Origin of the sequence: Streptomyces sp. ID05-26A, assembly GCF_033794685.1 — a bacterium.
GTDB lineage: Bacteria > Actinomycetota > Actinomycetes > Mycobacteriales > Pseudonocardiaceae > Lentzea.
In genome coordinates this window covers 294,034-310,166 of the sequence record NZ_JARAYZ010000005.1, presented here as the reverse complement: position 1 = coordinate 310,166, position 16,133 = coordinate 294,034, and the positions used below count along the sequence as shown (strand labels likewise).

The 16,133-nt window shown below is 67.5% G+C and carries 12 protein-coding genes; 9 read left to right on the top strand and 3 right to left on the bottom strand.

The genetic code is table 11. The features are described from left to right. The 3 genes from PV646_RS36150 to PV646_RS36140 form a co-directional block, all read right to left on the bottom strand. Positions 1–1,251, bottom strand: coding sequence for a purine-cytosine permease family protein (locus tag PV646_RS36150; RefSeq protein ID WP_500346801.1), 1,251 nt, complete (start codon positions 1,249–1,251; stop codon positions 1–3). A 184-nt stretch (positions 1,252–1,435) separates the two neighbouring features. Continuing rightward, the gene (locus PV646_RS36145; protein ID WP_500346800.1) at positions 1,436–2,047 is read right to left on the bottom strand and encodes a hypothetical protein; all 612 of its coding nucleotides are present in this window, start codon (positions 2,045–2,047) and stop codon (positions 1,436–1,438) included. An 83-nt stretch (positions 2,048–2,130) separates the two neighbouring features. Next, the gene (locus tag PV646_RS36140; RefSeq protein WP_500346799.1) at positions 2,131–2,619 is read right to left on the bottom strand and encodes a hypothetical protein; all 489 of its coding nucleotides are present in this window, start codon (positions 2,617–2,619) and stop codon (positions 2,131–2,133) included. Between the two features lie 128 nt (positions 2,620–2,747). Here PV646_RS36140 and PV646_RS36135 point away from each other — a divergent pair, with 128 nt between their 5' ends. The 9 genes from PV646_RS36135 to PV646_RS36095 all read left to right on the top strand — a co-directional run bounded on the left by PV646_RS36135 (position 2,748) and on the right by PV646_RS36095 (position 16,122). Further along, the gene (locus tag PV646_RS36135; protein WP_500346798.1) at positions 2,748–3,197 is read left to right on the top strand and encodes a YbaB/EbfC family nucleoid-associated protein; all 450 of its coding nucleotides are present in this window, start codon (positions 2,748–2,750) and stop codon (positions 3,195–3,197) included. Continuing rightward, entirely contained in the window at positions 3,194–3,502 is a 309-nt protein-coding gene (locus PV646_RS36130) for a hypothetical protein (RefSeq protein ID WP_500346797.1), read from the top strand. Before PV646_RS36135 ends, PV646_RS36130 begins: the two co-directional genes overlap by 4 nt. Continuing rightward, entirely contained in the window at positions 3,499–4,818 is a 1,320-nt protein-coding gene (locus PV646_RS36125) for a WXG100 family type VII secretion target (protein ID WP_500346796.1), read from the top strand. The genes PV646_RS36130 and PV646_RS36125 overlap by 4 nt, the downstream gene beginning before the upstream one ends. After that, a complete protein-coding gene (locus PV646_RS36120) occupies positions 4,815–5,753 on the top strand; it encodes a DUF6346 domain-containing protein (RefSeq protein WP_500346795.1) in 939 nt (312 codons plus the stop codon). The genes PV646_RS36125 and PV646_RS36120 overlap by 4 nt, the downstream gene beginning before the upstream one ends. 164 nt (positions 5,754–5,917) lie before the next feature. After that, the gene (locus PV646_RS36115) at positions 5,918–7,786 is read left to right on the top strand and encodes a DNA/RNA helicase domain-containing protein (RefSeq protein WP_500346794.1); all 1,869 of its coding nucleotides are present in this window, start codon (positions 5,918–5,920) and stop codon (positions 7,784–7,786) included. Between the two features lie 124 nt (positions 7,787–7,910). Next, complete coding sequence (locus tag PV646_RS36110; RefSeq protein ID WP_500346793.1) at positions 7,911–9,800, top strand: DNA/RNA helicase domain-containing protein; 1,890 nt, start codon at positions 7,911–7,913, stop codon at positions 9,798–9,800. Between the two features lie 79 nt (positions 9,801–9,879). Then, entirely contained in the window at positions 9,880–11,286 is a 1,407-nt protein-coding gene (locus tag PV646_RS36105; RefSeq protein ID WP_500346792.1) for a TIGR02677 family protein, read from the top strand. After that, positions 11,283–12,356: a TIGR02678 family protein gene (locus PV646_RS36100; protein ID WP_500346791.1), complete on the top strand. Its 1,074-nt coding sequence runs from the start codon at positions 11,283–11,285 to the stop codon at positions 12,354–12,356. Before PV646_RS36105 ends, PV646_RS36100 begins: the two co-directional genes overlap by 4 nt. After that, positions 12,349–16,122, top strand: a complete 3,774-nt coding sequence (locus tag PV646_RS36095; RefSeq protein ID WP_500346790.1) for a TIGR02680 family protein — start codon at positions 12,349–12,351, stop codon at positions 16,120–16,122. Before PV646_RS36100 ends, PV646_RS36095 begins: the two co-directional genes overlap by 8 nt. The last annotated feature ends 11 nt before the right edge of the window (positions 16,123–16,133 follow it).

The window sequence follows — 16,133 nt, the reverse complement described above, 5'->3', positions numbered from 1 at the left end:
TCAGGCGGCCTGAGCTTCCTCGACCACCTTACGGTTGGTGGCCCTGCGCGTCCGCATCCTCAAGAGGTCCAGCCGACCGGCGGAGACGTACAGCCCGAACGCGAGCACGAGAGAGTTCACACTGGACTGTCCGAACGGCAGCAACTCGCCCAGGAAGGCCGAAGCAGGCCAGATGACGACCGTCGCGGGCACCCACGAGGGCGCCGAACGCGGCACGTGCGGCCGGGTGGAGATGATCTCGTTGCGCCACTGCCGCACGACGAAGTACTCGGCGGCCATGATCCCGGCGACGGGCGGGAACACCACCGCCAGCAGCACCAGGAAGTGGCTGAACTGGTGCACGATCCCGGCGGCCGCGAGGAAGGTGCCCGCGCACCCGACCACGACGATCACCTGCGCCCGGCTGATCCGGACCGCGAACACGGCGTCGAAGAAGTTCACGATCCCGAGCGAGGCCGTGCCGAGGTGCCAGTCGTTGATCTTCAGCACCACCGTGACGACGATCAGCGCACCGATCCACCCGCCGGACGCACTGATGACGCCCGTGACGTCCGCGGTGCCGAGCCCGTGCGCGAGAACGACGCCGGCGAGCCCGATGACCCACTCACCGGCCGTGATCCCCAAGACCGTCTGCTTGACGACGTCCCGTTCGGTGCGGTGGAAGCGCGTGAGGTCCGGCGAGGTCACCGCCCCGACGATGAAACTGCCCGTGACCAGCGTGATCGCCGTCAGCATCCCGATCGGCACCCCCGGCGCGGGGCTGCTGACAACGACCCCGACATCGTTGACATCGCGCAGCACGAGGTAACCGAGCAACAGCAGAAACGCGGGCACAGCCACGTACGACGTCCACGCCATCCACCGCACGCCATAGACCGCGATGACCACGATGAGGACCCCGAGGAGCAACGACCACACCGGCGCCGACAACATCCCGGAGACACCGGCGAGCACGGCACCGGCCAGCCCAGTCTGCACCCCGAACCACCCGGTGCACGCCAGAGCGATGATCAGCCCGAGCATCGCCGACCCGGCGTGCCCGAACCCGGTCCACCGGCCGAGGAACGAGGTCGACAGCCCCTCCCGCTGCCCGATGACCCCCACCGCGATCGCCACGACGTTGAGCAGCACGGCCCCGATCGTGAGAGCGAGGAACGCACCCCAGAACGTCATGCCGAAACCCAGTGTCGCGCCCAGCAGCAACTGACTCAGCGCGGTCGTCTGCCCGAAGCGCTGGGACGCGACTGACAACCACGGGTGCCGCGCCTGGTCAGGGACACGACTGAGGGCCTGATCATCACTCCCGGGAAGAGCGGCCACGACCATCCCTCCGCCCTGTGATCGACAACCCGGACAGTAATAGGCCACTCACGATCGAGCTACAGACAATGTGCACAGTCGGATGAATCATCACGTTGCGAAACGCACAGGCGACTCAATTCATCGCCAACGTAATCCGCCTGCGCGCGACCAACCTCGTGTGGTGCACGTCCATGCTCACCCCGAGCCCAGGCCGCCGCTCGAACCGGTCGTAACTGCGGCTGAGCAGCCAATGAGCCGCCTCAGGTGTGATCAGCTCCAACCGCATCTCGTCCCTGAGCCGGTCGAGCGCCTCCTCGACCTGCCGAGTCAGAAACGCGTGCCGCGTCAAGCTCCCGCTGATTTCGTCGATCATGAAAACCATGGCGTGAGGCGCATCGCCGTACGAATAACTGCACAGCAGTGCCAGATATCCGGCGTCGATCGACCGATCACCGATCCAGCACGGTCCGAATGAAAGCGCTCCCAGATCCCACCGGGGCCCAGGCTGATGCCGAGCCGCCTTCTGCGCCCACACCCCAGGCCGCCCAGGAAGCAGATGCCCCAACGCCGTCAGCAGCGCCGCACTACGCCGACTGGGCACCTCCTGCAGGTGCCGGACAACGACCTCCCACAACTCCTCGTTGTCCGCGAAGGGCCCGACGAACGCGCTGACCTGGAGCTCGACCTCCAACGGATCCGTCAACTGCGGCAACGGCCGCCCGGCATCCACCACCGCCTGCTGCATGGGGGTCAGCCTCGTCCGCATGGCGGGAGATTAGGCCGATCGGCCCAACGCGGGCCGCTAGCCGATCAACGCCACCACGCGGATCACCCCATCGTGATCACCGAGCGCAGTCCGTCCACGAGAGACTCCCCCGGAATCTCGAACTGCACCCCACCTTGCGCGGTCAACAGCACCGTGACGGGCCGCTCCAGCGCATCAAGGACCACCGCCAGTTCCACTCCCCGGAAGCGATGCCAGTGCGGTGGCCAGTCAGGCGGCTGGGCCTGCTCCGAAGCGAAGACGTCGACCACGTCCCCGCGCACGACCAGATGCTCGCGCGGCTCGCGAGCAGGATCGGCAGGGAGCACCAGTTCCGCCGCCAGCACCGCGTCCACTAGCGCCTGTTTGTTGTCGTGCCCGCAACGCACCAGGTACATGACCGCCTCGAGATCGTTCTCAAAGGAGATCTCACGCGCCTGATATCGAGGGTTGACCACGTACTGGTCGGTGATCTCGCCCCTGGCGTCGACGAGGTACCGGCCCATCACCGCATCTGCGGGAACACCGGACACGTCGTCGTAGGCAGGGTCCACGACGTGCAGCCAGTTGTTGGGGACACGCCGAGCGCGTTCCCTCAGCTCCCGAGTGATGAGCGGCTTGACCATGCACGCATTGTGCCCAACCGTGCGCGGAGAGTGCGACTGAATGGGACCATCGGGTCGTGATCGATCCGCACCAGTACCTCGCCGGCTTCGAGCAGCGCCTGCACCAGGCGCAGGAGCAGGCGAACGCCATCCAGACCGCGTTCCGCGAGTCCCGCACCGACGCCCAGAGCCCCGACGGCTCGGTCCTCGTCACCGTGGGTTCCGGTGGCCGCCTCGAATCGCTCCAGCTCACCCCACGCGCCGATGACCTCGGTCATACCGCCCTGGGGCGCACGATCATGGACACGATCCGTCGCGCTCAGGTCGAAGCCGCCCGCAAGATCGAGGACACGGTGCGCCCGATCCTCGGCGACGGCGAGGGCATGGCCTTCCTGCGTGAACAGGTAGAGCAGGGCATCGCCGTGATCGACCCGGCGGGCACGGTGGAGCCGCCACCCTCCGCAGGGCCCCCGCGACCGGCGCAGGGCGACGACGAGGACTTCGGCGGAAGCTCGGTGCTGCGATGAGCGGGAAGTTCGCCGCCGAATCAGAGGCGATAGCGGCCCACGGCAAGCAGCTCCTCACCGCCGTCGCACCTTCGTTGCAGGAGGTGGTCACGGCTTCCCGGATCAGCCTGGGAGCGAACGTGATGGGCGAGATCTGCCAGATGTACGCGGGCATCTTCAACGAGGAACTGGACACCGCGAAGGACCTCGTCAGCAAACTCCCGGCCGCCGTGGAGGCGACCGGCGACCAACTCGTGCGCACCGCCGAGCTCTACGACAGCATCGACACCGGCAACGCGGCTTCCCTCGAAGGGCTGAGCCGATGAACGAGCCGTTGATCGCGAAGCCCCAGGAGAACTCGAAGGTCTTCACCGGAGCCGGCCCATTCGACTCCCTGGAGGACGTGGGCCGCAACCTCGGCCTGGCCGCGCGTCCGGACAAGGAACTCGACGCCGCGGCACTGGGGATCGACGGCGCGGCGTCGGTGATGGACGTGGCGGGCCTCCTGGCCGACCCACTGGGCACCCTTGCCGCTTCGGTCGTGGGCTGGATCATCGAGAACGTCGACTTCGTCCGAGAACCCTTCGACAAGCTGGCGGGTGACCCGCCGGCCATCGAGGCCGCGGCAACGACCTGGGAGAACATTTCCAAGCGTCTGAGCGAGGAGAAGGAGGGCTACCAGGACAGGCTCTCCTCGCTGGCCGGGTGGACAGGCCCTGCGGCGGACGCCTACAAGCAGCGCTGCACGGACCTGATCGACAAGCTCAACCAGTCGTCGGGCGCAGCCGCATCCGTCGCGAACAAGGTCAAGATCGCGGGTGTCTGTGTCGCGGCCACGCGCACGTTGATCCGCGACCTGATCGCCGAACTCGCGGGCACCCTGCTGGCATGGGGAATTCCGGCCGCTGCGGCGGCCATCCCGACAGCGGGTGCGTCGATCGCGGCGTTCATCACCCGCGCGGTGACGAAGGCGATCTCCATCGGCACCAAGATCATGAGCTTCCTCTCCAGGCTGTTCAAGGCGCTGGACAAGCTCAGCGGCCTGGCCAAGTCCGCGGGCAACGCCATGCGCAAGCAGGCGGACGAGCTGGCGTCGTTGAGCAAGTCGATGCCGAACTCCCGGCACGGCAACCAGCAAGCCGCGGAACTGGCACACGACGCGGCTACTCGCACGTCTCGTGCCGACGGCCTGGACAAGCTCGGCGACAACCTCGCCAACGCGAGTACGCGCACTCGCGAGGCGGTGGACAACGCGATGACCAAAGTGGACGACTGGGCGCAGCGCACGAGTCAGAAGGTCGATGACTGGGCCTCGAGCGTGAAGGAGAACGGTCCGGCGAGGAAGAAGGCGGTCGAGGACTACTACGAGCACATGAACCAACCTCCGCTGTCCGCTCGCAACAAGGACATGCCCGATCCGAACACGGCGTCACAGCGCGCCGGCGACAGCATCGACGCGCCCCTGAGCAAGGGAGTGCTCGACGGCCAGAACTGGGTCCGCGCCGTGTCCAGCCTGGACATCAGCCACCTCAAACCGAACTGGGGTGATCTGGTCTCACCCACCAAGGAGGGCTTGAAGGAGTACAACAACTCCTTCGTCGCCACCGATGAGCAGAAGTGGGAAGAGAAGGACCGCGAGTGACGAAGTACCGCAAGCGTGGCTTCGCTGTGGCCTGGTTGCTGTTGTCCTTGTACATCGCGGCCTTCATCGGCGCTTTCTGGGCAGACGCCGGCGACGGCGGCAAGGCGGTGGCGACAGCGAACGACGTCCAGTGTTCGCGCAACTGGCTGCTGCTCGGCACCCGGTGGAGCTGCACGGCGATCGTGACGGACTCGGACGGGAAGCAGTACCGCTACACCAACGACTCCTCCGTGCTGACCCCCGCGGACATCGGGACCGACGTGCCGATGGAGAAGTTCACGTACAGAGACGCACCGCCGTCTTTCAGCCCGGCGCGGGCCTCTTTCACCCCGATGCCGTGGAACCAGATCGGGATGTTCGCGTTCGGCATCGCCGCTTTCGCCGGTGCCTTTTTCCTCTGGCCACGCGATCGGCTCGGTTACCCGGCCGACCCCGAGCGGCGACGAGCGTTGGCTCGCCGCCTGCGCGCCCAGTGGCCGTGGAACCTGGCCATCGGCGCGCTGGCTTTGTACGGCGCGTACTTCGTGCACGGCGTCTTCGTCGTGGCGCACATCAACGACGACGGAATCGTCGCGCTGCCGACGCTGGGCAGCGGTACTGCCCAGTCATGCGGACGGGACTGGCGTTACCTCGGCGTCGTCTGGCGATGCGCGGTGGAGGTATCACCTCGGTTCGGCCCTGGCGTCACCTCTACCCTGAGCCAGTCCCAGTTCACCCCGGACGACATCGGCAAGGCGAAGGCGGTGACCCTGCTGCACGGCGAGTGGGAGGCAGTCGACCAGCCGTACGAGAGCAAGTTCGCCAGGGCAGCGATGATCATGCTGATCCTGGTGGGCACGGTGATCGCCAAGCCGCTGTCCAACCTGCAGATCGCCCAGCGTCTCGAGAACAGCAATCCCGCGCGCGACTCGCTGAACCGAAACTTCCTGCGGTGATCAAGACGCAGTGAGCGCCGGCCAGGTCGGCTCGACTCGCACGTGATCAAGGCCGCCCTGTTCCTGCTTGCTGTTCAGGCCCCCGTTTGTTGCCGCAGTTGCCCCCGGCTCATCACTCGTTTGGGTATAACCTGATCGAGTGACGACAGTCACGAGGAGCAACAGTGGGGGAACTGGTGCCACTCGCACATGGACGTGCCCGGAGTCTGCTCGAAGAAGCGCTCAGCGAGGTACTGCACAGCCGACTCGAGAGGGCGTACTTCAACGCCCACTTCCGCAAGGCCGACGAACGCGAGTCGAGATCCTGGCAGCACAGCCTGAAGGAGTTGCTCCAGGCGTTGGTCGACGCGGGCCTCGGAGAATCCGAGGTTCTGCTCGAGCACTCGCTTCCGCGTTCCTCACTGCGTGTCGACGCCATCGTGTGCGGCCACAACCCGGACAACGGACAGCCGTCCTACGTGTTCGTCGAGTTGAAGCAGTGGAGCCGCGTGTTCGCGAAGGAGGGGCGGCTGGTTCGGCAGCACGAGAAGGACCAGCTGCGCCCGCACCCGTCGGACCAGGTTCGCGGCTACTGCCATTTCGTCCATCACGCGGTGCCGTCGTTGGCAGAGCAGAAGGAACTCGTCAGCGGAGTCGCCTACCTGCACAACGCCCACCGCGCGAATGTGCTGCCACTCCTCGGACACACGGCAGATCATTGGGGCCGGACGTACACGATCGACGAGCGTTCGAAGTTCCTGACGCGGCTGAAAGGGCTGCTCGACTCCAGTCGGCCTCACCACGAGAACGCGGTAATGGCCGAGAAGTTTCTCGGGTATCAGACCCGGCCATCGGCACAGCTCCTCGAGATCGCACACGACTCCATCGTGAGTCGCACCCTCATGCCACTCGTCGATCAGCAGCAGGCCGCCTTCGAGGCGGTGAAGAACGTGCTGGTCGACGCCGACGAAGGCAGCCGCAAGAAGGTCGTCGTCGTGGTCGGCGGTCCGGGCTCGGGAAAGAGCGCCATCGCGTTGTCGCTTCTCGGCAGTCTCAAAGGCCTTGGCATGAAGGGTTACCACTCGACCGGTTCCAGGGCCTTCACCGAGACCCTGCGCAAGTACGTTGATCCAGATGCTCCGCGTGTGGCCGACATGTTCAGGTACAACAACAATTTCAGCGCGGACAAGCGACACGGCCTGGACATCATCATCAGCGACGAGGCACAACGGCTACGAGAGTCGAGCACCCCGTCCGGAGCGTCGAGGCACGCGAAGAAGAACAGCGAACCGCAGATCAAGGAGCTCATCCTGGCGGCTCGCGTGCCCGTGTTCCTGCTCGACGAGAACCAGCGCCTGCGCACCTACGAGGTCGGGACCGTGGAGGAGATCAGCAGGATCGCCGGGGAACTCGGCTGTGAGGTCGAGCAGATCGATCTGCGCGGCCAGTTCCGCTGCGGTGGATCCGACGCGTACGACCGATGGGTCGACTGCCTGCTCGGGATCACCTCCCAGACACCCGAGAAGTGGTCGAGCCTGAACTGCGCCGAGCAGTTCCAGGTGCACGTCGCGGACGACCCGTTCGACATGCAGCGATGGATCAAGGAACGCCGTGGACCCGAGGAGACCGGTCGCCTGACGGCCGGCTTCTGCTGGCCGTGGCCGAAGGGGGCACGCGCACCGAAGCCCGACGTCAGGATCGGGACGTGGGGTTGGTGGTGGAACTACAAGGTCGCCAACGCGCACGGCCCCGAGCACACGTACTGGGCGACTGATCCCACCGGCGTGTGGCAGGTCGGCTGCATCTACACCGCGCAGGGCTTCGAGTACGACTGGGCGGGCGTGATCTTCGGCGAGGACCTGGTCTGGCGACGGAACAGGTGGGTGCCCCAGTCGGACAAGTCCTACGACCCGGGCGTGCGCGGAGACTCCGCACGGTTTCCCGAGCTGGTGCGCAACGCATATCGGGTCCTGCTGACGAGAGGAATGCGCGGCGTCACCATGTTCTCGGTGGACCAGGAGACACAGGAGCACCTTCGAGCGATGGCGGGCTGAGACCACTGGAGATCGACTAACCTCGGCTGTGCGGCCCGACGGACACCGGGTGTGACTGTTCCAGGCACCTCGTCGCTGTCCCCACCCGCGTGTGGATTCCGCATGCTCGAGTGGGGGAACATCCGTGGCTCTCGTCCGCCAAAGCGCCGAGGCACTGCTCGCCGATGCCCTGGCCGACCGGCTGCACACCGTGCTCGCGGAGCAGGCTCGGATCCAGTTCGAGGCCGGTGTCGGCAACGGCGAGGTGCGGTCCTGGCGCAACAGCCTGCCCGCGTTCCTCTCTGATCTCGTGGACGCCGGCCTGGGCCACGTCGAGGTGCTGTTGGAGCACAAGCTGCCCCACAGCCCGATGCGCGTGGACGTGGTGTTGTGCGGTCAGCACCCCGGACATGGTGCGCCGTCCTACGTGCTGGTCGAGCTCAAGCAGTGGTCCAAGGCCGAGCCCTACGGCGAGGATCTGGTGCGGATCGACCACTACACCCAACCTGTGTTGCATCCGGTCGAACAGGTCCGCCGGTACTGCGAGTACCTCGTGGACTCGACGCCGGCGCTCGCCGAACAGCCGGATCGAGTGCACGGGGTGGCGTACCTGCACAACGCGCGTGCAGCAGGGGTCTGGCGCATCTCGCAGTACGCGGTCGACGAGTTCGGTGAGCTGTACACCCTCGACAGCAAGAGCAAGCTGATCGACCGGCTTCGCGCGCTGCTCGACCGCGACTCGGCGACACGGGACGGGGCCCGCCAGGCCGCGGACGAGTTCCTCGGCATGCGCCACGCCCCGTCGAAGCCCCTGCTCGCCGCGGCGGCCAAGGAGATCCAGGATCGAGAACAGTTCCTGCTCCTGGACCAGCAGCAGGTCGCCTACCGCCTCGTGACGATGGCTGTGGACAAGGCTCGAGCCTCGCGGACCCAGACCGTGGTGATCGTGCTCGGCGGCCCAGGCTCCGGGAAGAGCGTCATCGCGTTGAGCCTGCTCGGCGAACTCGCGCGCCAGGGCAGGGAGGTCTACCACGCGACCGGTTCCAGCTCGTTCACCAGCACCATGCGCAGGCACGCGGGTCACCGCAATCCACGAGTTCAGAAGATGTTCAAGTACTTCAACAACTTCGTCGAAGCCGAGCCGCGCGGCCTCCACGTGTTGATCTGCGACGAAGCCCACCGGATCAGGGAGACCAGCGTCAACCGGTACACAAAGCGGGAGGTCAGGGACAAGGCGCGCAGGCAGATCGAGGAACTGATCGACGCCGCCTGGGTACCGGTCTTCCTCCTCGACGAAGACCAGACGGTGCGGCCCGGCGAAATGGGATCGCGATCGGAGATCGAGGCTGCCGCGGCGGCCGCGGGGTGCGCGGTGGAGGTGGTGGAGCTCGGCGGTCAGTTCCGCTGCGGCGGGTCGGAGTTCTTCGACGCCTGGGTCGCCAAGCTGCTCGGCATCAAGGGGAAGCCCACGGCGTGGTCCACCCTCGTCACCCGCACCGACGACGAGTTCGTGGTCCGCAGCGCGGAATCGCCTCGGGAGATGGAGGCCTGGCTGCTGGACCGGCAGGCCAAGTACGGCGGCACCGCGCGCATCGCGGCCGGGTACTGCTGGCGGTGGAGCGATCCCGTTACCGAGAGCGGGACGAAAGTGCTGGTACCGGACGTGCGGATCGGCGACTGGGAACGTCCGTGGAACGCGAAACCGGATCACCGGGTCCCCGACGCGCCCGCCTCTCACTTCTGGGCCAGCGACGAGCGCGGGTTCGGTCAGGTCGGCTGCGTCTACACGGCCCAGGGTTTCGAGTACGACTGGGCAGGTGTGATCTTCGGAAACGACTACGTGTGGCGGGACGATCACTGGGAGCCGCGTCCCCAGCACTCGCACGACCCGGCCGTGAAGAAGGCGGACGGGCTGCACTTCGGCCGGCTGATCCGCAACACCTACAAGGTGCTGCTCACGCGAGGCATGCGCGGGGTCTGCGTCTTCTCCGAGGATCCCGAGACGCAGGAGTACCTGCGCACCATGTCCGGCTGAGGCGCGCCAGGTTCCGCCGCCGGCTTCAGCGCCCGCCCTGTCACCCGAAAGCCCTACAACGCCAGCTACGGTGGCACAGGTGACGACGTTTCCACCGGTGCCCGCGGACCTGTTCCGCTTCACCACGACCGACCAGGCGGAGCTGCACACCGCAGTGATGCGTGTGTTCGGGGTGGCGAACGAGCGCCTGCAGACCGTCCTCACCCCCGATGACGTGCAGCAACGACTGCGCAGCGTCGGCTGGTCCGAGCAGGTGACGGACGACGAGCTCAGCGCGTCCCTGACTGCGCTCCGTGGATGGGGCCTGCTGGACGCGGCGCAGCACCGGTACGGCCTGACGAAACCAGGCGAGGCCGCGTACGCCGGCATCCAGCACGCGATGAGCACGATGACGAGCACCGGCTCGTTGCAGACCGCGGTCCTCGACGCCATCGCGGCCCACTTGGAAGAGCTGCAAGAGCCGCTCGACGACGTCCACGCGTTCACCAAGCTCACCCAGCTCGAAGGCCACTTGGAGGCCTTCCAAGCGGGCACGACCCGGTTCAACGCCGACCTGCAGAGGCTCCTGAGGGACGACCAGGCCGACCTGGCCACGTTCCAGGACGTCAAGCGCACCACGGTCACGTACCTGCGCGACTTCATCGCCGAGTTGGACGCGCGCAAGCAGAAGATCCGCGAGGCCGTCCTCTCCCTCAACCCCGCTGAGCTGCACGAACGCGCCCGCAACGGCGCCGGCCTCCACCAGGGCGACGAACTGTGGCTGCAGCAGCGAAAAGAGCGGTGGCGCGACCTCCAGGCCTGGTTCAGCGACAACCCGCCGCGCGTCGAGGAGCTGCAGGACGTGTCGCGCAAGGCGATCGTGCAGCTGCTGCGCGTGCTCGACCGGATCAGCGAGCAGCGCAAGAAGCCCACGAACACCGCGGCCGACTTCCGAGCGCTCGCCCAGTGGTTCGCGCGCACCGAGACCGAGGACGAGGCGCACGAGCTGTTCAACGCCGCGTTCGGCATGTGGCCGGCCCGGCACGCGCACCTCGCGCACGCCGACGGTGAGCTGCTGCCCAGTGGCGAGGCCTGGCACAACACGCCGCCGGTGCCCGTGTCGCCGCAGCTGCGCGCCACCGGGAAGCAGGAGCACATCGGTGCCACCGGCAAGGTCCGCAACGTCGACGAGGTGCGCCGCAACCGCCGTGAGCAGGCCGAGAAGGAACGCGCGGAGCTCGAACACGCCTGGTCGTTGATCCAGACCGACGGCGCGATCCGGATCTCCACGCTCACGAACCTCGACCACGACACGTTCCACCGGCTGATCGACCTGGTCGGCAGGGCCCTGGGCAGCGACCCGGACAGCACCGGCACGCGCACGGCCGGCACGAGTGACGGGCGGATGCAGATCAACCTGCGCAACGCGCGCGGCTGGGCGACCATGACCACCCAGAAGGGCACGCTGAGCGGGCCCGACTACGTGATCGACGTGCAGAGCCGATGAGCCGCACGGGAAACCAGCTCGCACGGCTGGAAAGCGAAGAGGTGGCGCGTGGTGTCCGGATGCTGCTCGCACGGCCGTTGCTGACCGCAGCACAGGACCACGACGGTTTCGACCTCATCAGACGGCGCCGTGAGCCCATCACGAAGTGGTTCGACTACTACTGCGGCTGGCGGGTGATCGTCGAGCCACGGGCCGGATACGCGCGTCTGTTCAAGGTGACGCAACGGCCCGACCGCACGCGTCCGGCGTTCGACCGGCGGCGCTACACACTGCTGTGTCTCGTGTGCGCGGAACTGCTGAGCACACCCACGACCACGCTCGACGAGCTGAACACCCGCACGAAGCAGGCCGCAGCCGAGGACGGCATCGGGTTCGACCCGGCCCGGCGCAGCGACCGCAACGCGTTCAACGACGTCCTGACGTTCCTGGAGGAGATGGGCGCCGTCGAGGCGGGCGAGCACGTCCGCGCGGACCCGACGCTGATCACGCGCCTGCTGGCCGCACCGGTGCCGCCCTCCACAGTGGACACGATCGCCGGCCTCACCCGCGAGACGCGGTACGACAACGCGCACCGCAGCCTGTGGCAACGACACTCCGTGATGCGCAGGCTGATCGACGATCCCGTGCTCTACAAGGAAGATCTGAACGCGAGCCAGCTCTCGTTCCTGACGTCTCCCGCCGGGCGCAAGGTCGTGCAGACGGGCATCAGGCTCGCCGGCTGCACGCTGGAGGAACGCGCCGAGGGGTATCTCGTGGTCGACGCCGACGCGATCGCCACGGACACGAGGTTTCCGGACGACGACAACCACGCGAAGGTCGCCGCGTTGTTGTTGCTCGACCGGTTGGCACAGGGTCCTGCCACCACGGAGGACCTGGCCGAGGAGTCACGCGAACTGCTCACGAAGTTCCGCACGTGGGCCAAGGCCTACCAGTCGGACGGTGGCGCGGGCAGACTCGCGGCGGACGCGCTCGAACTGCTCGAGGCGTTCGGACTCGCACGCACGGAGAACGGCACCGTTCACAGGCTGCCCGCCGCAGCCAGGTACGCGGTCGAGGAGCTCAATGACTGAGCGGTGGCAACCGAGCCGCGCCGGCATCATCAACGTCTGGCGCTACTACGACGAGATCTTCTCGTTCTACCAGGGCAGACTGCTGCTCAGGGGCCCCAACGGCACGGGCAAGTCGAAAGCCCTCGAACTGCTGCTGCCGTACCTGTTCGACGCGAACCTGCGTCCGCACCGTTTGTCGACGTTCGGCAGTGCGGACCGCACGATGCACTGGAACCTCATGGGCGAGGGCAACCAGGGCAGCACGCGCGTCGGGTATGTGTGGCTGGAGTTCCAGCACGGCGAAGAGTGGTTCACGTGCGGTGCGCGGCTCCAGGCCACCACGAACACGGCGAACGTCTCCGCCACGTACTTCACGACGTCGCAGAGGATCGGCGATCTGGCACTGGTGAACGAGGCCGGCCGCCCGTTGACCACGACCGACCTCGCCGCGGCGATCGGCGAACACGGCGTCGTGCACACCTCACCGGCCGATTACCGGCACACGGTACGGACGACGTTGTTCCCCGGCGTGAGCGAGCAACGGTACGACTCGCTGATCACCGCACTACTGCAACTCCGCACGCCGAAGCTGTCCGAGCGGCTCGATCCGAGCGTGCTGTCCTCGTTGCTGTCCAAGGCACTTCCGCCGCTCGACCAGTCCGATCTGACCGAGATCGCCGAGGGTTTCGAACGGCTCGACCGCCGGCGTGAGGAACTGCGGCGGCTCGACGAGGAGATCATCACCGCCGAGCGGCTAGCGGGCGTTCAGCGCGTCTACGCCCAGCGCGTTCTGGGCGTGGCCTCGTGGGCGTTGGAGACCTCGACCGAGCAGCTCGAGGACCTGACCAGGGCCGCGCGGATGAGCGACCGGCGCTACGAGCGTCAGATCACGCTCACCGACGAGGCGTTCGACCAGCTCGCGGCGCTGGGACGCGAGGCGAGCGCGGTCGACGCGGAGATCTCCGGCATCTCCGACCTGCCCGCGTACCAGGAGGGCAAGCAGCTCGACCTGTTGCGGCAGCAGCTTTCTGCCGCGAACCTGCGTGCGTCGGAGGCGTCCGCGCACGCCGTGAAGCTGCGCGCACGGGCCGTTGCTGATGATGAATTGGCGGGGCAGGCGAAGACCGACGCCGCCGCACGCGCCGATGAGCTGCGCCGTTCCGCCGTGATCGCAAAGGAAGCCGCCGAACACGCGGGCATGCCGTCGGTGTTCGAGGAGATCGAGTCGGGCGCCGACGCACGGTCGGGTCGCCAGCTCCTCACCGCCGCCGTCGAGTCCCGGCTCAGCGAGATCAACTCGATCATGCGTGCCGTGGCCGCCCACGGGAGAGCTGTCGACGCACGCAACGCCGCACGCCAACGGCTCGAGGAAACCCGTGACGAGCTCGACCTCGCCACGGAAGCGGAGACCACGGCGCAGCAGGCGTTCGAGCAAGCGTTTGCGAAGTTCCGCGCGGACTTCGACACGTGGGCGCACGGTTGTTCCGAGCTGAACGTGGCCGAGCACGGCGAAGTCGTGGAGGCCGCCGCGCGCGCACGCGAGGAGTTCAGCCGCATCGAGGCACGCCTCGAGGAGACGCGCACGGCGCTGAACGGTCAGCTCTCGCAGTACAACTCCATCCGCGAGAAGCTCGCCAACCAGGTCGACGTGCCGCCGCCCGCGCCGTACACGCGTGACGGCGAGTACCGCTTCCACGCCGTGGGTGCCCCTCTGTGGCGTCTGGTCGACTTCCGCCCCGGCACCCCGCCGGCCGTGCAGGGCGCGGTCGAGGCGGCTCTGGAGGCGTCGGGCCTGCTCGACGCGTGGCTCACGCCGGAGAACTCGTACGGGATGTCCGAACGGGACCGCTTCGTGGAACCGTCGCTGGCTCCCCCGGCTCCCGGCTACACGCTGTCGGAGGTGCTCGTCACGGAGGACGAGCGCTGCCAACGGTTCCTGGACGGTGTCGCGTTCGGCGACACGGCGACCGGGCACGCCATCGCGATCGGCGCGGACGGCACGTGGCGCCTGGCCAACGCGCACGGCCGCTGGACCAAGGAGTTCCCCACCTACATCGGCGCGGACTCCCGCAAACGCGCTCGCGCGGGCCGGATCGCCGAGCTGACCGGCCTGATCGAGCAGCTCGCCACCGACCTGTCCGGTGTGGACGCCGCGCTGAACCAGATCGCGGTGCGCCGCGCGACGCTGGCCGGTGAGCTGGCCCGGCAGCCCTCGAACGACCCGATCGAGATCGCCGAGGAACAGCGGACGAAGGCCCAGTTGCGTTGTGCGGCACGGAAGGACGCCGTCGCGGCCGCGACCCAGCGGGTGGCCGAGGCCGAGTCCGCCGTGGCCCGGCACACCGCGCCGGCCGAGGTCCCGGACGCGGACGCGCTGACGGCGTTCGGCACGGCGGCCCACCGCTGGCTGGACGACCGCTACGACGCGTTCGCCTCCGAGTCGCTGTCGGTCGACGCCGGCAGTCGTGCGTCGACGAGCAGCGCGCTGGCCGACGAGGCGGAGGAGACGACGGCCGCCCGTCAGCAGGAGGCGGCTGATCTCGCCATCACGCTGGAGACCGTCGAACGTTCTGCGGGCTCCGAGTTCCACGCCCTGGACCAGCAGCTCATCACGTTGCGCGCCAAAGCACTCGCACTAGCCGAGGAACGCGAACTGCTGCAGGACAAGCAAACGGGCCTGGCGCGCACCCTCGGCACGTTGGAGGAGAAGCGCAAGGTCGACACCGCACGCGCTGCGGAAGCCGCCGTCGTGCACGAGGCGGCCGAAGCCCGCTACAAGCACCTGACCAGCGGTCATCTCCCTGCCGACGCCGGCGAGGTGCCCGACGGACCGGTGGACCCACGCCTGATCCGCGACTCCGAGTCCCGTCTCGGCGCCGCGGTGCACGAGGCCCAGCAGCAACTGGCAGGCCGCATCGACCTGTCGCTCGACCCCGACGACGACGTCACCGTGCTGACCGCGACGCTGGACGGCGCGCGCATGGGTGCACACGCCCTGCTACACACACTGCAGGCCGAACGCGACCGCATGCGCACGCACATCACGGACGGCGAACGCGACCTCTTCGACCAAACCCTGACCGGCGACACCCGCAGGCACATCGCCCAGCGCATCCAGGGCGCCACCGAACTGGTCGGCACCATGAACCAGCGCCTGGAACGCGTCCAGACGGCGTCGGGCATCCGCGTGCAACTCGACTGGCAGGTCGACCCTCAACTGCCACCGGGCACCCGAGAAGCCCGCGACCTCCTGCTGCGCACAGACCTGGACGACGACGAACGCGCGTTGCTGCACCAGTTCTTCCGCGAGCGCGTAGAAGAAGCACGCGCGCACGACTCGGCAACGGGCTGGGAACAACAACTAGCCCAGGTGCTCGACTACACGACGTGGCACCAGTTCGTCGTGAAGGTAGACAGAGGCGAAGGCTGGGTCCCCGTCACCAAACGCGTGCACGGCGCGTTGTCCGGCGGCGAGAAGGCCATCGTGCTGCACCTCCCGCTGTTCGCAGCAGCGGCCGCGCACTACCACGCCACACCCACCGCACCCCGGCTCATCCTGCTGGACGAGGTCTTCGTCGGCGTCGACGCGACCAACCGCGGCCAGTTGCTGGAGTTGCTGGTCAACTTCGACCTCGACCTGGTGCTCACGTCGGACCACGAGTGGTGCGACTACCGGGAGCTGACCGGCATCGCCATTCACCAGCTCACCACGGGCACGGATGGGGATGACGCCGTTACGACCGTGCGCTTCACGTGGGACGGACACAGCCTCACGGCTGATGACTAACTACACCCGGT